This is a genomic window from Pseudomonas fragi (assembly GCF_025426255.1).
GTDB classification, from domain to species: domain Bacteria; phylum Pseudomonadota; class Gammaproteobacteria; order Pseudomonadales; family Pseudomonadaceae; genus Aquipseudomonas; species Aquipseudomonas kulmbachensis.
In genome coordinates this window covers 1202937-1221734 of sequence record NZ_CP104861.1, presented here as the reverse complement: position 1 = coordinate 1221734, position 18798 = coordinate 1202937, and the positions used below count along the sequence as shown (strand labels likewise).

General features: G+C 59.4%; 18 protein-coding genes. 9 read left to right on the top strand and 9 right to left on the bottom strand.

The window, feature by feature from the left end; translation table 11 throughout:
- Positions 1-115 precede the first annotated feature (115 nt).
- The 5 genes from relA to N7D90_RS05700 all read right to left on the bottom strand — a co-directional run bounded on the left by relA (position 116) and on the right by N7D90_RS05700 (position 7083).
- A complete protein-coding gene (relA, locus tag N7D90_RS05720) occupies positions 116-2368 on the bottom strand; it encodes a GTP diphosphokinase (protein WP_261741267.1) in 2253 nt (750 codons plus the stop codon).
- Between the two features lie 119 nt (positions 2369-2487).
- The gene (gene rlmD, locus N7D90_RS05715) at positions 2488-3840 is read right to left on the bottom strand and encodes a 23S rRNA (uracil(1939)-C(5))-methyltransferase RlmD (RefSeq protein ID WP_261741266.1); all 1353 of its coding nucleotides are present in this window, start codon (positions 3838-3840) and stop codon (positions 2488-2490) included.
- The gene (gene cysM / locus N7D90_RS05710) at positions 3840-4742 is read right to left on the bottom strand and encodes a cysteine synthase CysM (RefSeq protein ID WP_261741265.1); all 903 of its coding nucleotides are present in this window, start codon (positions 4740-4742) and stop codon (positions 3840-3842) included. Before cysM ends, rlmD begins: the two co-directional genes overlap by 1 nt.
- 261 nt (positions 4743-5003) lie before the next feature.
- Entirely contained in the window at positions 5004-6365 is a 1362-nt protein-coding gene (locus N7D90_RS05705; protein WP_261741264.1) for a sensor histidine kinase, read from the bottom strand.
- Entirely contained in the window at positions 6355-7083 is a 729-nt protein-coding gene (locus N7D90_RS05700; protein ID WP_261741263.1) for a response regulator transcription factor, read from the bottom strand. Before N7D90_RS05700 ends, N7D90_RS05705 begins: the two co-directional genes overlap by 11 nt.
- A gap of 201 nt (positions 7084-7284) precedes the next feature.
- Here N7D90_RS05700 and N7D90_RS05695 point away from each other — a divergent pair, with 201 nt between their 5' ends.
- The 4 genes from N7D90_RS05695 to N7D90_RS05680 are packed head-to-tail and all read left to right on the top strand — an operon-like array spanning position 7285 to position 11987.
- Positions 7285-10050 carry a response regulator gene (locus tag N7D90_RS05695; RefSeq protein WP_261741262.1) on the top strand — a complete coding sequence of 922 codons (2766 nt, stop codon included), beginning with the start codon at positions 7285-7287 and terminating at the stop codon, positions 10048-10050.
- A gap of 57 nt (positions 10051-10107) precedes the next feature.
- Positions 10108-11097 (top strand): 2-hydroxyacid dehydrogenase, encoded by a 990-nt coding sequence (locus tag N7D90_RS05690; RefSeq protein WP_261741261.1) that lies wholly within the window; start codon positions 10108-10110, stop codon positions 11095-11097.
- Between the two features lie 51 nt (positions 11098-11148).
- Positions 11149-11586 carry a hypothetical protein gene (locus N7D90_RS05685; RefSeq protein WP_261741260.1) on the top strand — a complete coding sequence of 146 codons (438 nt, stop codon included), beginning with the start codon at positions 11149-11151 and terminating at the stop codon, positions 11584-11586.
- Positions 11583-11987 carry an META domain-containing protein gene (locus tag N7D90_RS05680; RefSeq protein WP_261741259.1) on the top strand — a complete coding sequence of 135 codons (405 nt, stop codon included), beginning with the start codon at positions 11583-11585 and terminating at the stop codon, positions 11985-11987. Before N7D90_RS05685 ends, N7D90_RS05680 begins: the two co-directional genes overlap by 4 nt.
- Positions 11988-12077: 90 nt before the next feature.
- On the opposite strand, the gene N7D90_RS05675 is transcribed toward N7D90_RS05680, so the two are convergent.
- Positions 12078-12542, bottom strand: coding sequence for a TlpA disulfide reductase family protein (locus N7D90_RS05675; protein WP_261741258.1), 465 nt, complete (start codon positions 12540-12542; stop codon positions 12078-12080).
- A gap of 126 nt (positions 12543-12668) precedes the next feature.
- On the opposite strand from N7D90_RS05675, the gene arsC reads away from it, so the two are divergent.
- The 3 genes from arsC to N7D90_RS05660 are packed head-to-tail and all read left to right on the top strand — an operon-like array spanning position 12669 to position 14030.
- Complete coding sequence (gene arsC, locus N7D90_RS05670) at positions 12669-13022, top strand: arsenate reductase (glutaredoxin) (protein ID WP_261741257.1); 354 nt, start codon at positions 12669-12671, stop codon at positions 13020-13022.
- Positions 13019-13624 (top strand): NAD(P)H:quinone oxidoreductase, encoded by a 606-nt coding sequence (wrbA, locus tag N7D90_RS05665; RefSeq protein WP_261741256.1) that lies wholly within the window; start codon positions 13019-13021, stop codon positions 13622-13624. Before arsC ends, wrbA begins: the two co-directional genes overlap by 4 nt.
- Positions 13617-14030 carry a DUF2069 domain-containing protein gene (locus N7D90_RS05660; protein WP_261741255.1) on the top strand — a complete coding sequence of 138 codons (414 nt, stop codon included), beginning with the start codon at positions 13617-13619 and terminating at the stop codon, positions 14028-14030. The genes wrbA and N7D90_RS05660 overlap by 8 nt, the downstream gene beginning before the upstream one ends.
- An 80-nt stretch (positions 14031-14110) precedes the next feature.
- Here N7D90_RS05660 and N7D90_RS05655 read toward each other — a convergent pair whose 3' ends face one another.
- Positions 14111-14782, bottom strand: a complete 672-nt coding sequence (locus tag N7D90_RS05655) for a DNA-3-methyladenine glycosylase I (RefSeq protein WP_261741254.1) — start codon at positions 14780-14782, stop codon at positions 14111-14113.
- A 19-nt stretch (positions 14783-14801) separates the two neighbouring features.
- Positions 14802-15626 carry a tRNA 2-thiocytidine(32) synthetase TtcA gene (gene ttcA, locus N7D90_RS05650; protein ID WP_261741253.1) on the bottom strand — a complete coding sequence of 275 codons (825 nt, stop codon included), beginning with the start codon at positions 15624-15626 and terminating at the stop codon, positions 14802-14804.
- 267 nt (positions 15627-15893) lie between these two features.
- On the opposite strand from ttcA, the gene N7D90_RS05645 reads away from it, so the two are divergent.
- Positions 15894-16496 (top strand): Yip1 family protein, encoded by a 603-nt coding sequence (locus N7D90_RS05645; RefSeq protein WP_261741252.1) that lies wholly within the window; start codon positions 15894-15896, stop codon positions 16494-16496.
- 192 nt (positions 16497-16688) lie between these two features.
- The gene (locus tag N7D90_RS05640) at positions 16689-17183 is read left to right on the top strand and encodes a SprT family zinc-dependent metalloprotease (RefSeq protein ID WP_261741251.1); all 495 of its coding nucleotides are present in this window, start codon (positions 16689-16691) and stop codon (positions 17181-17183) included.
- Positions 17184-17232: 49 nt separating this feature from the next.
- On the opposite strand, the gene N7D90_RS05635 is transcribed toward N7D90_RS05640, so the two are convergent.
- Positions 17233-18567, bottom strand: coding sequence for a dicarboxylate/amino acid:cation symporter (locus N7D90_RS05635; RefSeq protein WP_261741250.1), 1335 nt, complete (start codon positions 18565-18567; stop codon positions 17233-17235).
- Between the last annotated feature and the right edge of the window lie 231 nt (positions 18568-18798).

Sequence of the window (18798 nt, the reverse complement as noted above, 5' to 3'; positions counted from 1 at the left end):
ATAAAACCTGTAGGCCGCTGCCGCAGGCTGCGATGGGTTGCGTAGCGACCCCCTCCATCGAATTGACAGAGAAGGTCCTTCGGCCCTTATCGCATCCTGCGGCAGCGGCTACAGATCAGCGTGCTTCGCTGCGCCCGATCCGGCGGGTTTCGATGATGTTTGGCAATTGCGAGATACGCCCCAGCAAACGCCCCAGCGCGTCCAGCCCCGGAATCTCGATGGTCAAGGTCATCAACGCGGTGTTGTTTTCCTTGTTCGAGCGGGTATTGACCGCCAGCACGTTGATCCGCTCGTTGAGCAGTACCTGCGACACATCTCGCAGCAAGCCGGAACGGTCGTAGGCACGGATTTCAATATCGACCGGATACGTCGAGACCGGTATTGGCCCCCAGCTGACCTGAATCATCCGCTCCGGCTCGCGGCCGCCCAGTTGCAGTACCGAGGCGCAATCCTGACGGTGAATACTCACGCCACGGCCCTGGGTGATGTAACCGACAATTGCATCCCCCGGCAACGGTTGGCAGCAGCCAGCCATCTGGGTCAGCAGGTTGCCGACGCCTTCAATCTGGATGTCCCCGCGCTTGCCCGGCTTGTAGCCCGTGGCCTTGCGCGGGATCAGCTCCATCTGCTCGCTGCCGCGCTCCGGCTCGACCTGTTGCTGCGCCAGATTGATCAGTTGCGCCAGACGCAAATCACCGGCACCGAGCGCCGCATACATGTCCTCGGCGGTTCTCATGTTGGCTTTGTCGGCGAGCTTCTCGTAGTCCACCGCAGGCAGGCCCAAACGGCCCAGTTCGCGCTCGAGCATGGTTTTGCCGGCGGCGACGTTTTGGTCGCGAGCCTGCAACTTGAACCAGTGAACGATCTTCGCCCGTGCCCGCGAGGTGGTGATGTAGCCCAGGTTCGGGTTCAGCCAGTCGCGGCTAGGCGTGCCGTGCTTGCTGGTGATGATCTCGACCTGTTCACCGGTTTGCAGGCTGTAGTTGAGCGGCACAATGCGCCCGTTGATCTTGGCACCACGGCAGTTATGGCCAATTTCGGTGTGCACCCGGTACGCGAAGTCCAGCGGCGTCGCGCCCTTGGGCAGGTCAATGGCATGACCGTCCGGGGTAAAGATGTACACCCGATCAGGCTCGATATCGACCCGCAATTGATCGGCCAGGCCGCCGATATCACCCAGCTCTTCGTGCCATTCAAGCACTTGGCGCAACCAGGAGATTTTCTCTTCGTACTGGTTGGAACCGGCTTTGACGTCGGTGCCCTTGTAGCGCCAGTGCGCACAAACCCCCAGCTCGGCCTCTTCGTGCATGGCGTGGGTGCGAATCTGCACCTCCAGTACCTTGCCTTCAGGCCCGATCACAGCGGTGTGCAGCGAGCGGTAGCCGTTCTCCTTGGGGTTGGCGATGTAGTCGTCAAACTCCTTGGGGATGTGGCGCCACAAAGTATGGACAATGCCGAGCGCGGTGTAGCAGTCGCGCATTTCCGGCACCAGCACCCGTACCGCACGCACGTCATAGATCTGGCTGAAGGCCAGACCCTTGCGCTGCATTTTGCGCCAGATGGAATAGATGTGCTTGGCCCGGCCGCTGATATCCGCATCAACCCCGGTGGCCACCAGTTCGGTACGCAGCTGGTTCATCACTTCACTGATAAAGCGCTCGCGGTCAAGGCGGCGCTCATGGAGCAAGGTGGCAATCTGTTTGTACTGCTCGGGCTCGAGGTAGCGGAAGGACAAGTCCTCCAGCTCCCACTTGATATGACCAATGCCCAAGCGGTGCGCCAATGGCGCATAAATATCGAACACCTCACGGGCGACGCGGTTGCGCTTCTCGTCCGGGGCATTTTTGACGGCGCGAATCGCACAGGTACGCTCGGCCAGCTTGATCAGTGCAACCCGCACGTCATCAACCATCGCGACCAGCATCTTGCGCAGGTTTTCGACCTGCCCCTGAGTCCCCAGCACCATGGATTGTCGAGGGCTGAGGCTGGCGCTGATGGCGGCCATGCGCAATACGCCATCAATCAGTTTGGCCACCACGGGGCCGAAGCGCTGGCTGACGGCAGGCAACAGCACCTGCCCTTCGCGCACGCAACGATAGAGAATCGCGGCAACCAGAGAGTCCTGATCCAGTTTCAGATCGGCCAGGATCTCGGCGATTTCCAACCCGGTGCGAAAGCTTGATGTGCCCTCGGCCCACAGGTTTTTCGCGGCATTGGCTTGCTGCTCGGCCTCGCGTGCAAACTCGCACGCTTCTTTCAAGGCTTCACGGTCCAGCGCCACATCGACACTCACCGCATGATCGAGCCATGCCTCGAGGTTGAGACTGCCATCGGTGTTGATCGGCTGGTGTGCTCTGACCTGTACCATCTTGCTTACCTTCCCTACAGCGCACATCTAGTGCGCCGAAATCACAGGCCCTAATCCCAACCGCACGCTACAGGGCATAACTGCGCGGGTTGCGGGCCCGTCGAAATAGACAGACCGTCCTAGTCTGCTTCAAATAACGCCATCGCCTCGACATGCGCGGTTTGCGGAAACATATCGAGAATTCCGGCACGTTTTAACCGGTAACCCTGTTTCATCAACTCAACCGTGTCGCGCGCCAGCGTGGCCGGGTTGCACGACACATACACCAAACGTTTGGCCCCCAGGCCAGACAGCTTGCGCACCACTTCATAGGCGCCGTCGCGGGGCGGGTCGAGAAGCACGGCACAAAAACCCTCTTTGGCCCAGGCTGCATCTACCAGCGGCTGCGACAAGTCAGCCTGAAAAAACGCTGCATTATGCAGGTTGTTACTGACCGCGTTTTGCGCTGCGCGTTCGACCATGGTCGCAATACCTTCCACGGCCACCACTTCACGCACCTGTTGCGCCAGTGGTAATGCGAAGTTACCCAGCCCACAGAACAAGTCAAGAATCCGTTCGTCAGCTTGTGGTGCAAGCCACTTAATTGCTTGAGCCACCATGGCTTCATTGACGCCAGCATTGACCTGAACAAAATCACCGGGACGATACGCCAGCCCCAGATTCCACTGCTCCAATCGGTAACCCAGGGTCTGAGTCAAATCGACCGGCTGTGGCTCGCCTTCGCCATGCAGCCACAGTTGGGCATCATGGGTACGGCAAAAATCCTGCAAGACCTTCATGTCGGCATCGGTGAGCGGTGCCATGTGCCGCAGCAAAACCGCAATCGCTGAACCGCTGAACAACTCCACATGGCCCAGGGCCTTGGGGTTGCCCAGTTGCCGCAACATGGCGGGCAGCCCCGTCATGATAGGTTGCAAGGCCTGTACCAGGACCAAACAGTGATCAATCGCCACGATATCCTGGCTACCGGCGGCTCGGAAACCCACTTCAAGATGCTTGGCCCGCGCATCCCAACGCACGGCAATACGCGCCCGGCGGCGGTAGCCAAACTCGGGGCCGGTCAGGGGCGGCGCCCACTCCTGAGGTTCGACACCCGCCACACGAGACAGCTGCTCGGCCAACATGCGCTGTTTCAGTGCAAGCTGCTCCTCATGGGGCAAATGCTGCACGCTGCAACCGCCACACTTGCCCGCATGGGCACAGGGAGCCACGCGCCGCATGTCGCTGGCCTTGAACACTCGCTCGGTTCGGGCTTCTACGATTTTGCCGTGAGCGCCCAATACCCGCGCTTCAACTTCTTCACCGGCCAGTGCCCCCGACACAAACCAGGTACGCCCTTCAATAAAGGCAATACCCCGGCCGTCGTTGGCCAAACGCTCGATGTTCAAACGCTGTTTTTTGCCCGCAGGCACTTGCGCAGCCTTGGTGCCGCCAGCAGGCTGGAAGCGCAGGCCTCTCTCTTGCTTGGCCATCAGTTGGGCGCATCGTAAATGCCGGTCGACAGATAACGGTCGCCACGGTCACAAATGATCGCGACCATCACCGCGTTTTCGACTTCCTGGTTAAGGCGCAGCATTGCTGCCACCGCCCCGCCCGAGGACACACCACAGAAGATGCCTTCTTCACGAGCCAGGCGCCGGGTGACGTCTTCGGCTTCGCGCTGGGCCATATCAACGATGCGGTCAACGCGGTCGGCTTGATAGATTTTCGGCAGGTACTCGGTCGGCCAGCGGCGGATACCCGGAATGGCAGCACCTTCCATCGGCTGCAAACCGACGATCTGCACGCCCGGGTTCTGCTCCTTGAGGTAGCGCGACACGCCCATGATGGTACCGGTGGTGCCCATCGAGCTGATGAAGTGGGTGATCGTACCGTTGGTCTGACGCCAGATTTCCGGACCGGTGCCGGTGTAGTGCGCCTCAGGGTTATCACCGTTGGCGAACTGATCGAGCACGATGCCCAGGCCTTCGGCCTGCATCTTGTCGGCCAGGTCGCGAGCGCCTTCCATGCCCTCTTCCTGACTGACCAGAATCAACTCGGCGCCATAGGCAGTCATGGCTGCCTTGCGTTCGGCACTGGAATTGTCAGGCATGATCAAGATCATCTTGTAGCCCTTGATCGCTGCAGCCATGGCCAGTGCAATCCCGGTATTGCCCGAGGTGGCTTCGATCAGGGTATCGCCGGCCTGGATCTGACCGCGCCCTTCAGCGCGAGCAATCATCGACAGAGCCGGGCGGTCCTTGACCGAGCCTGCAGGGTTATTCCCTTCGAGCTTGAGCAACAAGGTATTGGTGGTGTTTCCTGCCAGGCGCTGCAAGCGCACCAGAGGCGTGTTGCCGACGCAATCGGCGATAGTTGGGTACTGCAATGTCATGGCGTATTCGCAATCCAGACCGCGGGGCCGCACATCATACCGACAAACGCCGACAGCCCATATCACGCAAAGTACGAAGCTTATGGCTAAAAGCTATAAGGACACCCTTACGCTCCCTTGCAGCCGCTGAAGCAGAAAGTCCTGCGGACCTTATCGCAGCCTGCGGCAGCGGCAGAGATACTTCAAGCGTGGGAGCGAGCCTGCTCGCGATCATTCGCGAGCAGGCTCGCTCCCACTGGGGCTTGACCTGGAACAGAGTATCTACAGAGGCAACTTTACCGGCAGCCGGATATGCACCCGCAACCCTGCCCCGTGGTTCTCGGCCCACAAACTTCCGCCTTGCAACCGCAACGCATTGCGCGCAATGCTCAAACCCAGGCCAAAGCCACCATCGCCAGGGCGTGAACCATCGAGGCGGGTAAAAGGCGCAAAAATCCGCTCCAGCTCTTCAGGCGCCACGCCACCGCCCTGATCATCGAGCCATAGGTGCCACATGTCGCCTTCGCGCTGCCCGCCAAGACTGACAATACCCTCGGGCGGCGAATGCCGGATGGCATTGCGCAGGATGTTCTCCAGGGCCTGGGCCAGGCTATTAAGGTGCCCACGCACCCAGCATTGCTCATCGACAAGGCAGGGCAACCGCGATTGCGGCCAGCCACTTTCGAAACGGGCATTTTCAGTCAGCATCTCCCACAGCGCCTGTACCTGAATGTCTTCGACCGGCAACGGCCCGCGCTCGGCATCCAGCCAGGCCAATTGCAGGGTGTCTTCAACCAGCCGCTGCATGCCGTCAACTTCACGGCTCAAGCGCTCACGCAGGGCCTCGAGGTCTTGCTCGCTGTCACATGCCACCCGCAGTCGGCTCAAGGGCGTGCGCAGTTCATGGGACAGATCGCGGAGCAATTGCTGTTGCTGGCTCACGGTGCTTTGCAAGCGCTCGGACATTTGATCGAAGGCACGGGCCAGTTCGCCTAGCTCATCCTGACGGCTGGTGGTCTGGCTCGACAGCCGGGCCCCCAACTGATCGGCCCGCCAAGCGTTGGCCTGCTCGCGCAAATGGTTCAGCGGCACGATCAGTACGCGGTACAGGCCCACGCACAGCAGTAACGTCAGCAAGCCGGGAATCACGCCGTTTGTAACGATCCGCCAGAGTACTTGTGAACGCCCCGGCATAAAGCGCTGCGGCAATTCGATCACCAGGCTGCCCGCCGATGGATCCTTGGGAAATGGAACCTTGATCCACGGGCGGGCCGTCTTGATATGGCTGATGGGCCAGTCCAGACCGCGCAAAAATGTCAAACGCTCACTTTCACGATCATTCAGCGGGTAGCTGCTAAGCGATTGCAAATCCTGGCCAATCACTCCGACCCAGCCGGGTTCCTTGTGCCCCATCGCCTGTAGCCACTGATCGACCCCCGTTTGCTGGCCGGTCTCCCAGGCGCGTTCAGCCTCACCGGCATAGCGCACCAGCGTGCCGTGGGCCTGCTCGGATAAAAACCCGGTGCGTTTGTCCATGTAGCGGCCCCAGGACCAACTGAGCCAAATCATCAACAGACAGAAGACCACCAGCAAACATGCCAGCTTCCAGAACACCGATTTTTTGCCGGGCACCTTACAGGGCATCGCTGGCGCTCAAGACATAACCCTTGCCCCACACGGTGCGCACTTCACGCTGGTGGTAGCCGATGGTTTTGAGTTTTCGCCGGATCTGGCTGATATGCATGTCCAGGCTACGATCATGGGCTGCATAGCCGCGTTGCAGCACCTGCTGATAGAGAAACGCCTTGCTCAACACTTCGTCGGCATTACGTTGCAGGGTATCGAACAGGCGGTATTCGCTGCGGGTAAACCCGGCCCATTGCTCGCCACAGCGCACATCGCACGCATCTTCGTCGAACAGCAGCCCGCTGTCGGCCGGAGGTTGATCCTCCGGAACCCGGGCACCAGGCATGCGGTCCAGGGCCACGCGACGCAGGATGGCCTGGATGCGCACCCGCAGCTCAGCCATGCTGAACGGCTTGGGCAGGTAGTCATCGGCCCCCAGCTGGAAGCCGCTGATGCGGTCGGCCTCGGCGCCCAGCGCGGACATCAGGATCACCGGCAAGGCGTGGGTCTGGCGCAATTGCGTCAGCACCTGCAAGCCATTCATGCCGGGCAGCAGGATATCCATCAGCACCACATCAAAGTGCTCTTGGCGGGCACGGGTCAACCCCTCCTGGCCGTTCTGGCACCAGATTACGTCAAACCCGCTGCGCACCAACTGCTCTTGCAGATAGGCGCCCAAAATGGGGTCGTCTTCAATAGCCAGAAGGCGCGAGGGGCTAACAGCTACGGGATTCATTAGCGTCTGCAAGTAATTCTCAATCATTGATTATTCAAGATTGAGCCACTGCGGGCAACCGGCACGGACTTTAGCGGGACCGATAATCGAAAATTGATGGCAAATTTTCAAAGATTTGCCAGGCACCAAGTGGCTACACTGCCACCTGGCCTGAACGGAATGCCCGGGTCACTCTTAAAAAATGCAGGGCTGGAGAGTTGCGTGCTTAAAAACCTCGGTATCAAAGGCCGCGTATTGCTGCTTACGTTATTGCCCGTCAGCTTGATGGCAAGCGTACTCGGTGGCTACTTCACCTGGCTGCAACAGTCCGAACTGCAATCCCAGTTGCTGCAGCGCGGCGAAATGATTGCCGAGCAACTCGCCCCGCTGGTGGCTCCGGCCATGGGTCGCCATGACACCGCATTGCTGGCCCGTATCGCCACCGAATCCCTCGAGCAGCAGGACGTTCGGGCCGTAGCGTTCCTCAATGCCAACCACGAGCCGCTCGCCCATGCCGGGCCGATCATGCTCAATCAGGCACCGCTGGGCAGCAGCACGCATCTGCAACAGCGTACCGACTACGATGCCACGCGCTATCTACTGCCGGTATTTGGCCGCCATCGCAACCTGGCCGGCGATGTGATCCCCAACGAAGCGCACCGCCTGCTGGGCTGGGTCGAGCTGGAGCTGTCCCACAACGGCATGTTGCTGCGCAGCTATCGCAACCTGTTCGCCAGCTTGCTGCTGATTGTTACCGGACTGGTGCTGACCACCCTGCTGGCACTGCGCATGAGCCGCACCATCAATGCACCTCTGGGCCAAATCAAACAGGCCGTGGCGCAGCTCAAGGACGGCCACCTTGAAACCCGTTTGCCACCACTGGGTAGTCACGAGCTGGACGAGTTGGCGTCGGGGATCAACCGCATGGCCGAAACCCTGCACAATGCCCAGGAAGAACTGCAACACAGCGTCGATCAGGCCACCGAAGATGTACGGCAAAACCTTGAGACCATTGAAATCCAAAACCTGGAGCTCGACCTGGCGCGCAAGGAGGCCCTTGAAGCCAGCCGTATAAAGTCCGAGTTTCTGGCTAATATGAGCCACGAAATCCGCACCCCGCTCAATGGCATCCTTGGCTTTACCCATTTATTGCAAAAAAGCGAACTGACCCCGCGCCAGTTCGACTACTTGAACACCATTGAAAAATCGGCCGATAACCTGCTCGGAATCATCAACGAGATTCTCGATTTTTCGAAAATCGAGGCCGGCAAGCTGGTGCTCGACACGATCCCGTTCAACCTGCGTGACCTGTTGCAAGACACCCTGACCATCCTCGCACCCTCGGCCCACGACAAAGGGCTGGAACTGGTCAGCCTGGTCTATCGCGACACGCCGCTGTCGCTGATCGGCGACCCGTTGCGGCTCAGGCAAATCCTCACCAACCTGGTCAACAACGCCATCAAGTTCACCCGCGAAGGCACCATCGCTGTGCGCGCCATGCTTGAAGACCAGGACGAAAACGAAACCGATGGCAGCGTGCAACTGCGCATCAGCGTGCAGGACACCGGCATCGGCCTCACCGCCCAGGACATCCGGGCACTGTTCCAGGCTTTCAGCCAAGCTGACAATTCACTGTCGCGCCAACCCGGCGGGACCGGGCTGGGGCTGGTGATTTCCAAGCGGCTGGTGGAACAGATGGGCGGTGAAATCGGCGTAGAAAGCACGCCCGGTGAAGGTTCGGTGTTCTGGATCAGCGTGCGACTGCCCAAAGCCCGCGATGATGTCGAAGACCTGCCCTGCGCGCCATTGCTGGGCCGCCGTGTAGCAATTCTGGAAAAACACGATCTGGCCCGCCAGGCCCTGCACCACCAACTGGAAGACTGCGGGCTGGAAGTCACGCCCTGCACCACCCTCGAAAACCTCACCAACTGCGTGACCGGCGCCCATCAGACCTCCCTGGCGATAGACCTGGCGGTGATCGGAGTCACGGCCAATGACACGCCGCCCGAGCGTCTCAACCAGCACATCTGGGACCTTGAACACATGGGCTGCAAGGTACTGGTGCTGTGCCCAACCACCGAGCAGGGGTTGTTTAACACCGTAGTCACCGCCCCCCACGGCCAGCTTCAGGCCAAGCCCGCCTGCACGCGCAAATTGCGCCGGGCCCTGGCCGATCTGGTCAGCCCCCGACAAGCCCGGGCCGAACCCGGTGAACCACTGGCCAGCCGCGCCCCGCGAATCTTGTGTGTCGATGACAACCCGGCCAACCTGCTGCTGGTACAAACCCTGCTTGAAGGCATGGGCGCCAAAGTAACCGCCGCAGACAGTGGCTACTGCGCAATTGAAGCGGTCAAGACGCAAGACTTCGACCTGGTACTGATGGACGTACAAATGCCCGGCATGGACGGGCGCGAAACCACCGAAGTCCTGCGCCAGTGGGAAAGCGAGCGCCAGTGCACACCGCTGCCGGTGGTCGCGCTGACGGCCCACGCCATGGCCAACGAAAAACGTGCCCTGCTGCAAAGCGGCATGGACGATTACCTGACCAAGCCGATCAGCGAACGTCAACTGGCCCAAGTGGTGTTGAAGTGGACCGGGTTGGCCTTGCGCAATCAAGTCAGCGAAAACCACCACGAACCGGTCCGCAACAACGCGCAATTGCCTGTGCTCGATCACGAAGAAGGCTTGCGCCTGGCCGCTGGCAAGCCGGATTTGGCCATCGATATGCTCGCCATGCTGCTGGCCTCGCTGGAAGCTGACCGCGACGCCATCCAGCAGGCGCGCAACGCAAAAGATAACAACGCGCTGATTGAGCGCGTGCACCGGTTGCACGGCGCCACGCGCTACTGCGGCGTCCCGCAATTGCGGGCGGCCTGCCAGCGCAGTGAAACCCTGCTCAAACAGGCAAGCCCTAACGCCAGCGCGGCCCTTGAAGAACTGGACGTGGCCATCATCCGCCTGGCCAAGGAAGCGCGCAGTAGCGCATAAAACAAACACATGCCCGCTCTCACAGACGGTCTGTGTACACCCACCAAGGAAGACCCCATGCGCACAATCCTTTTCAGCAGCCAGACCTACGACCGCGACAGCTTCGCCGCCGCCGAACAACCTGACGGTAACGAGCTGCACTTCCAGCCGGCGCGCCTGACCTTAGACACCGCGGCGCTGGCCCATGATTACGAAGTGGTCTGCCCGTTTATCAATGACGACCTGAGCGCTCCAGTACTGGAGCAACTGGCCGCAGGCCGCACACGACTGATTGCCCTGCGCTCGGCCGGCTACAACCATGTTGATCTGCCAGCGGCCAAACGCCTGGGTTTGAGCGTGGTGCGCGTGCCTGCATACTCCCCGCACGCCGTCGCAGAACATGCCGTGGCTTTGATTCTTGCGCTTAACCGACGCCTGCACCGTGCCTACAACCGCACTCGCGAAGGCGATTTCACCCTCCACGGGCTGACCGGCTTTGATCTGGTGGGCAAAACCGTGGGCGTGGTCGGCACCGGTCAGATCGGCGCCACTTTTGGCAAAATCATGGCCGGTTTCGGCTGCAAGCTGCTGTGCTTTGATCCATACCCAAACGCCGAACTGCTGGCTCTGGGCGCTCGATACGTGAGCTTGCCCGAGTTGCTGGCCGAGTCGCACATCATCTCCCTGCACTGCCCGTTGACCGCAGACAACAAGCACCTGATCAACGCCACCAGCCTCGCCACCCTCAAACACGGCGCCATGCTGATCAACACCGGACGTGGCGCACTGGTCGACACTCCAGCGCTGATCGAAGCGCTGAAAAGCGGCCAATTGGGCTATTTGGGGCTGGATGTATACGAGGAAGAAGCGCAGCTGTTCTTCGAAGACCGCTCCGATCTGCCCTTGCAAGATGATGTGCTGGCGCGGCTGCTGACCTTCCCCAATGTGATCATCACCGCCCATCAGGCATTTCTGACCCGTGAAGCGCTGAGTGCGATTGCCACTACTACTCTGAGCAATATCGCGGCCTGGAAAAACGGTACGGCGCAAAACCTGATCGAAGGTTGATCCTGGACTTTGATATCTGCGTGCTAGCATAGCGGCTTACTTGGAGGACCCATGGTCGAACACGATTTTCGCTACAGCCTGCTTAACCCGCAGCACACCCTGATTGAATGCCGCGCTCTGGCGCCAGGCCTGTATCAAGTCACCGGCAACGGTGGTTCGATTCAAGCCGGTGACGTGCTGATTGTCACCCTCAAAGGCAGCAAGACCCTGTCCATGCGCCTGAGCGTCGACAAGGTCCGCCACCTGATCAACCCGCGTGGCCAGTGGGTTGCCGTGACCAAAGGTCCGGTTTTCGGCGAGTTGGCGATTCACGAGTGGCAGGTCAACTGTGACACGTGCGCCAAAGAGTTGAAGTTCGAGTTTGCGGTCGACGCAAAACTGGGTACCAAGGCGCAAAAACCGGCAGCCTCGGCGCGTATTGCCGAATTGGGCTGGAGCACTGAAGGCAGCAAGCACGTGTGCCCGCAATGCCAAAAGGCCGCGCCATGAAACGCCTGATCCTGCTGGCTGTGCTAGGCGCAAGCCTGGCGGGCTGTGCGGGTGATCCGGTGAAGTTGCAGCAGAACCAAACCTACGTCCTGGAGTGGATTGGCGAACGTCCGTTGATCGACAGCAGCCACCTGACCGTGACCCTGGACAATGCTGGCCGGGCCTATGGCAGTGGTGGTTGCAATCACTGGTTCGCGCCTTACACCCTGGACGGCGACAAGCTGACCTTTGGTGGCGTGGGCAGCACCCGCAAAGCCTGCGCCCCGGCGCTGATGGAGCAGGAGCATCGGTTCTTCGAAGCACTGCAGACCGTACAACGCTGGGACATCTCGCCGGTTGAGCAGGTGCGTTTCTGGCCAACTGAAGGCAAGCCGCTACGGCTGTGGCCAGAAGAAGGCTGATACACCGCGGCGCCTGAATCGCGGGCAAGCCCGCTCCCACATGATTAGCGCAGAACGCTGTGGGAGCGGGCTTGCCCGCGATGGCATCACTCAAACCCCCTTCAATTCCTTGATCTTGGCCAACACCCCGGCCGCCGTCTGTTCACCCATCAAGGTCGCACGTACCTTGCCCTTGTCATCAATGATGTAAGTCACCGGCAATGCTTCGCTGCGCGGCAGATCGAACACTTCAGCCGGATCCTGCGCCAGCACGGTAAAGGTGATACCCAGCGCACTGCTCGCGTCACTCAGCTCCTTGCCCTGCAAACCATCGAAATTAACCCCGAACACCCCAACCGACTGCCCTTGCAGCTGTTTTTCCAACGCGTTGAGCTCAGGGATTTCTATGCGGCACGGCCCGCACCACTCCGCCCAGTAGTTGATGACCTTCCATTGCTTATCCAGACGCTCGGAGGCGATCTTCTGTCCGTGTTGATCGACCCCATAATCATTTCCGCAGCCAGCCAACAATAACGTGGCAGTGACGGCAGCTACTGCCATGAGTCGCTTTAACATGTGTTGATCCTTCTCGATGAATACATACAAAAAGCCATCAGCGAGCGGCCATTTACCGCATACGGTTCAGGCGCGCCCGTCAGGCGGGTAGAATAGCCGCCACCTTACGCAAGATGCGACCCGCACATGACCGATCTGACGCTTTATCACAACCCGCGCTGCTCGAAATCGCGCGGTGCGCTTGAACTGCTCGAAGCCCGAGGCCTGACCCCCACGGTGGTGCGCTACCTCGAAACGCCCCTGGACGCCGCGCAACTGCGCGAGCTGCTGGCCAAGCTAACTATCAGCGCACGGCAATTGCTGCGCACGGGTGAAGACGAGTACAAAGCCCTCAACCTGGCGGACACCAGCCTTAGCGAAGCACAGCTGATCGACGCAATGGCTGCGCACCCCAAGCTGATCGAGCGGCCGATCCTGGTCATAGGCGACAAGGCCGTGATTGGCCGCCCACCAGAAAAAGTCCTGGAGATCCTGCCGTGAGCGCGCCTTACATTCTGGTTCTGTATTACAGCCGCAACGGCTCGACCAGTGAGATGGCCCGGCAAATTGCCCGTGGCATCGAGCAAGGCGGCCTTGAGGCGCGCCTGCGTACCGTGCCCGCCATCTCCACCGAATGCGAAGCCGTGGCCCCCGCCATTCCGGATCAAGGCGCCATGTACGCCAGCCTCGACGACTTGAAAAACTGTTCGGGACTGGCCTTGGGCAGCCCGACACGCTTCGGCAATATGGCCGCGCCACTTAAATACTTTCTGGATGGCACCAGCACGCTCTGGCTAACGGGCTCGCTGGTCGGCAAACCGGCTGGCGTGTTCACCTCCACCGCCAGCCTGCACGGCGGCCAGGAAAGTACCCTGCTGTCGATGCTCCTGCCGTTGATGCACCACGGCATGCTGGTCACCGGCCTGCCCTACAGCGAGACGTCCTTGCTGCACACCACGGCGGGCGGTACGCCTTATGGACCGAGCCATCATGCGGGCGCCGATGGCAAACGCGGGCTGGACGAACACGAAGTGACCCTGTGCCGGGCTTTGGGTCAGCGTTTGGCCACTATCGCCCTGAAACTGGAGAACAACCGTGGCTAAAAAGCCAAAAGTGCTGCCGTCCATCGAGTGGCTGGAGCCACGGGTACGGCTGATGCGGGTGTTGAGCCTGGTGTGCTTCTTTGGTCTGATCGGCCTGTTATGCGCTTACTACCTGGTGTTTGCCGACCTGCATGGCGCACGCCCGTGGGTCATTCTGCTGATTGAACTGGTGCCGCTGATGCTGCTGGTGCCGGGCATGCTCAAAGGCAGTGCACGCGGGCACTCGTTCACCTGCTACGTGGTCAACCTGTACCTGATCAAGGGGGCGCTGGCCGCGTTCGACCCGAACCGCCAAGTGTTCGGCATCCTGGAAATCGCCGCCAGCGTGGCAGTGTTTGTCAGTGCGATGCTGTTTGTGCGCTGGCGTTACCAGCTGGATCGGCGCCTGAAAGGCGAAGGCGCGTAACCTCCCTTGTAGCCGCTGCCGCAGGCTGCGATGGCGGCCCTTATCGCAGCCTGCGGCAGCGGCTGCAGGGATTTGCGGTGTTAGTGATTCACCGTAAGCGCCAGCATCTGTGACAACTGGCACATCGGCCGGCCACTTTCTGCGTGCCACTGGTTGAACGCGTTCTGCACGATCGCCAGGTCCCGCAGGCTGGTAGGTGCCTTGTCCACCAGCTTCTGCGCGCTCAACGCGGCCACCACGTCATAGCTGGGCACAAAGGTGTCCTTGCCGACCATGCGCAAAAAGCGCGGCGCCGATAAACCGCCCAACTGATGTCCATGTTTGGCCAGGTACTTCCACAACCCCACGATATCGGTCACCGGCCAATCCGCGATAAACGCACCAAAGCTGCCGTGCTCATGGGTAATGTCGAGCACCATCTGCGCATTGCGAGGCACGCTCTTGAGCTTGCCCAGGTGGCGAATGATCCGCGCATCCTGCATCAACCGCTCCAGATGCTCGGCACCCATCAGCACCACTTTTTCAGGATCAAAGCCAAAGAACACCTCCTCAAACACTGGCCACTTGGCATCGACCACACTGTGCTTGAGCCCGGCTCGAAAAACGCGCAGGGCCAAGGTCGACAGGTAGCGATCATCGCTGATATGGCGCAATTGCTCCGCAGTTTTCGGGACGGGTAACTGGGCTTCCAATGCGGCTGACGAACCAAAGCGATTCAAACAGTATTCGTGCAGCCATTTGTAGTCGCGCATGCCCTCTCCTCTCGGCAATTTACAGGTTGAGCAGATTGACGAATCGCGACGCGGCGGTTTCGTCGATCTTCAGGCTCGCGAAATCAAACAGGTTACGGTCCGCCAACTGCGACGGCATCACATTTTGCAAGCTGCGAAAGATACTCTCGGTGCGGCCCGGCGTCTTGCGGTCCCACTCTTTGAGCATGTCCTTGACCACCTGGCGCTGCAGGTTTTCCTGCGAACCGCACAAGTTACAAGGAATGATCGGGAACTGCTGCCAGTCGGAGTAGGCCTGAATGTCCATCTCGTTGCAGTACGCCAGCGGACGGATCACCACATTGCGCCCGTCATCGGAACGCAGCTTGGGCGGCATTGCCTTGAGGGTGCCGTTAAAGAACATGTTAAGGAAAAAGGTTTCAATGATGTCATCGCGGTGATGACCCAAGGCCATCTTGGTCGCGCCGATTTTATCGGCAAAGGTGTACAAGGTGCCACGACGCAAGCGCGAGCACAGCGAGCAGGTGGTCTTGCCCTCGGGGATCAGTTCCTTGACCACCGAGTAGGTGTCCTTTTCAACAATGTGATATTCCACGCCCAGCGACTTGAGGTAGGCCGGCAGCACATCCTCGGGGAAGCCCGGCTGCTTTTGGTCCATGTTCACGGCAATGATCTCGAACTGGATCGGCGCGACCTTTTGCAGGTGCAGCAGCACATCGAGCAGCGTGTAGCTGTCCTTGCCGCCCGACAGGCACACCATCACCCTGTCACCGTGCTCAATCATCTTGAAGTCGGCCACAGCCTCACCGGTCAATCGACGCAGGCGTTTCTGGAGTTTGTTTTGAGAGACCGAAAGAGTGCCCATAGCGCTTCAATTCCGCGAGTTAAGACCAAAAGCCGCAGATTTTACCGAAAAAAACGCAACCAACGAACCCTTTGCCGCCTAAAGACGCCAATGCGATAAGCCCGTATCTGACAGCACAATATGCTCTAAAGGGCCGGTTCTATTGTCTGACAGGTTTCCTATACTTGCGTTTAAGGCCGCATGCCTGCCTGGTTGTTCATACGTTCTGGCTGCGCGACCGGCACGCGTCCCACTGGGGGCGATGCGTCTCATACAGGAGCGACAGCCATGATCCATCACGTAGTGGGCCTTTTCACCCACCCCGATCAAGAGTGGCGCGAGATCCGTTCTGATGCAGAAGAAAGCATCGGCCATATGTACTTCACTCACACGCTGATCCTGGCTGCGATTCCGGCCATTTCTGCGTTTATTGGCACGACCCAGGTGGGCTGGGTCATCGGTAATCGCGCACCGGTGATGCTGACCCTCGACAGCGCTTTGTGGATGACCCTGATGTCATACATCGCAATGCTTGCGGGCGTCGCGGTAATGGGCACGTTTGTCCACTGGATGGCCCGTACTTACGATGCCCAACCCAGCCTTCAGCGTTGCGTGGCCTTTGCCACCTATACCGCTACACCGCTGTTTATTGGCGGGCTGGCGGCGCTGTATCCGCATATGTGGCTGGGTATGGTGGTAGGCACCGCAGCCATTTGCTACACGGTGTATTTACTGTATGTCGGCTTGCCGACCTTTATGAGCATCGATCCGGATGAAGGCTTTCTGTTTTCAAGTTCGGTGCTGGCAGTAGGCCTGGTGGTTCTGGTGGCGATCATGGCGTTTACCGTGATTGTCTGGGGCCTGGGCGTAGGGCCGGTGTATACCAATTAGCAGGCACTACCTGTAGCCGCTGCCGCAGGCTGCGATGGGTCGCGCAGCGGACCTGATTTTTGAAGGTCCTTCGACCCTTATCGCAGCCTGCGGCAGCGGCTACAGGTTTTGCGTCATGACCATTCGGCACCTCAATACTTCGGAACCACCACGGCTTGCGGCATAATCGCCTGCTCTGGAGAACCGAATCGAATGCCCGAGTCACTCAATACCCGCGTCGAAGACTGTTTCCAACAGGCTGAAGTGTTTTTCAAACGCCCCTTCAAACGCCCCGTCGTCAGCTTCAAGCTGCGCGGGCAAAAAGCCGGTGTCGCCCATCTGCACGAAAACCTGCTGCGCTTCAATCCGCAGCTGTACCGCGAAAACAGTGAAGATTTCCTCAAGCAAACCGTCCCCCACGAAGTGGCGCACCTGATTGCCCATCAACTGTTTGGCGAGCGCATCGCACCCCACGGCGAAGAATGGCAATTGATCATGCGCGGGGTGTACGAACTGCCCCCCAATCGCTGTCATACCTACGCAATCAAACGGCGCAGCGCCACGCGCTATATCTACCGTTGCCCCTGCCCGGACAGCGACTTCGCGTTTTCGGCCCAGCGTCACGCACTGGTCAGGCAAGGCCGCGGCTATCTGTGCCGACGCTGCCGCCAGACCTTGGTGTTCAGCGGCCAAACCCGAGTCGAATAAGCAGGCATAAAAAAACCCGTCCGAAGACGGGTTTTTTATGCGCTCAAACTTACTTCAACAACACCGGGGCCGGGCCTTCGGCCACACCCAGGTCATCTTGCGGGCGAGTATCTTCCAGCGGGCGACCGCCGGAGTTCAGCTCTGTTTGCAGCGTGTCGGAGTCCAGCTCATTAACCCACTTGGCCACAACCAGAGTTGCCACAGCGTTACCGATCAGGTTGGTCAGCGCGCGGGCTTCAGACATGAAGCGGTCGATACCCAGAATCAGCGCCAGGCCTGCCACCGGCAAGTGGCCTACAGCCGACAGGGTTGCAGCCAGCACGATAAAGCCGCTACCGGTCACGCCTGCAGCGCCTTTGGACGACAGCAACAACACCAGCAGCAGAGTGATCTGGTGCGTGATGTCCATGTGGGTGTCAGTCGCTTGAGCGATAAACACGGCCGCCATGGTCAGGTAGATCGAAGTACCGTCGAGGTTGAACGAATAGCCGGTCGGGATCACCAGACCTACTACCGACTTCTTCGCGCCCAGGCGCTCCATTTTCACCAGCATGCGTGGCAGGGCTGATTCCGACGAGGACGTGCCCAGTACGATCAACAGCTCTTCACGGATGTAGCGGATCAGCTTCAGAACGCTGAAACCGTGAGCGCGGGCAATACCGCCCAGCACGATCAGCACGAACAGCACGCAAGTGATGTAGAAGCAGATCATCAACTGGCCCAGCTGCACCAGCGAACCTACGCCGTAAGCGCCGATGGTGAAAGCCATGGCACCCAGCGCACCGAGTGGCGCCAGCTTCATGATCATGTTGATGATGTTGAACATCACATGGGCGAAGCGGTCGATGAAGTCCAGTACCGGTTTGCCGTAAGCACCCAGGCGATGCAGGGCGAAACCGAAGATTACCGAGAACATCAGCACTTGCAGGATGTCACCGTTGGCAAAGGCGCCAACAATGGTCGACGGGATCACGTTGAGGATAAAGCCAACGATGCTCTGGTCCGCACCAGCTGTCACGTAGCCAGCAATTTTGCTTGCGTCCAGCGTGGACACATCAATGTGCATGCCAGCGCCCGGCTGAACCACGTTAACTACAATCAACCCGATCAACAGGGCAATGGTCGACACGACTTCGAAGTAAAGCAACGCATAACCGCCGGTCTTGCCGACCGATTTCATGCTCTGCATACCGGCAATACCGCTTACCACCGTACAGAAAATAATGGGCGCGATGACCATCTTGATCAGTTTGATGAAACCATCACCCAGCGGTTTAAGTGCAACACCGGTTTGCGGGTAGAAATGGCCCAGCAAGATGCCGATCGCAATAGCTACGATTACTTGAAAATACAGTGATTTGTACAGTGGCTGACGAGTCGTCATTGCTAAGTTCCTCAAGTGCGTCACTCAATCATCATTCCGTCTGAGACTGGTGATACCTAAAGCGCGAACCCTCCTGTACTTGGAGGGATTTGTTTTTGGAGCTGCTCTTACGGCAGACCTCTCGCACTTATTGCAAGCCGTGGGCCACATTGGGCAAAAACCCCTCAATGGCCTATAGCGCCTGATCTTGTAGGAAATTACAGACTGATTTTGTAGGACAGCATTTGGCGG

Excerpts from the sequence above, each read along its gene's own strand:
- ttcA (WP_261741253.1), bottom strand. The coding sequence starts at position 15,626 with ATGGGCACTCTTTCGGTCTCTCAAAACAAACTCCAGAAACGCCTGCGT.
- N7D90_RS05675 (WP_261741258.1), bottom strand. The coding sequence starts at position 12,542 with ATGTTAAAGCGACTCATGGCAGTAGCTGCCGTCACTGCCACGTTATTG.
- relA (WP_261741267.1), bottom strand. The coding sequence starts at position 2,368 with ATGGTACAGGTCAGAGCACACCAGCCGATCAACACCGATGGCAGTCTC.
- N7D90_RS05690 (WP_261741261.1), top strand. The coding sequence starts at position 10,108 with ATGCGCACAATCCTTTTCAGCAGCCAGACCTACGACCGCGACAGCTTC.
- N7D90_RS05635 (WP_261741250.1), bottom strand. The coding sequence starts at position 18,567 with ATGACGACTCGTCAGCCACTGTACAAATCACTGTATTTTCAAGTAATC.
- N7D90_RS05680 (WP_261741259.1), top strand. The coding sequence starts at position 11,583 with ATGAAACGCCTGATCCTGCTGGCTGTGCTAGGCGCAAGCCTGGCGGGC.
- rlmD (WP_261741266.1), bottom strand. The coding sequence starts at position 3,840 with ATGGCCAAGCAAGAGAGAGGCCTGCGCTTCCAGCCTGCTGGCGGCACC.
- N7D90_RS05705 (WP_261741264.1), bottom strand. The coding sequence starts at position 6,365 with ATGCCCTGTAAGGTGCCCGGCAAAAAATCGGTGTTCTGGAAGCTGGCA.
- N7D90_RS05685 (WP_261741260.1), top strand. The coding sequence starts at position 11,149 with ATGGTCGAACACGATTTTCGCTACAGCCTGCTTAACCCGCAGCACACC.
- N7D90_RS05645 (WP_261741252.1), top strand. The coding sequence starts at position 15,894 with ATGATCCATCACGTAGTGGGCCTTTTCACCCACCCCGATCAAGAGTGG.
- N7D90_RS05655 (WP_261741254.1), bottom strand. The coding sequence starts at position 14,782 with ATGCGCGACTACAAATGGCTGCACGAATACTGTTTGAATCGCTTTGGT.
- cysM (WP_261741265.1), bottom strand. The coding sequence starts at position 4,742 with ATGACATTGCAGTACCCAACTATCGCCGATTGCGTCGGCAACACGCCT.
- N7D90_RS05700 (WP_261741263.1), bottom strand. The coding sequence starts at position 7,083 with ATGAATCCCGTAGCTGTTAGCCCCTCGCGCCTTCTGGCTATTGAAGAC.
- N7D90_RS05640 (WP_261741251.1), top strand. The coding sequence starts at position 16,689 with ATGCCCGAGTCACTCAATACCCGCGTCGAAGACTGTTTCCAACAGGCT.
- arsC (WP_261741257.1), top strand. The coding sequence starts at position 12,669 with ATGACCGATCTGACGCTTTATCACAACCCGCGCTGCTCGAAATCGCGC.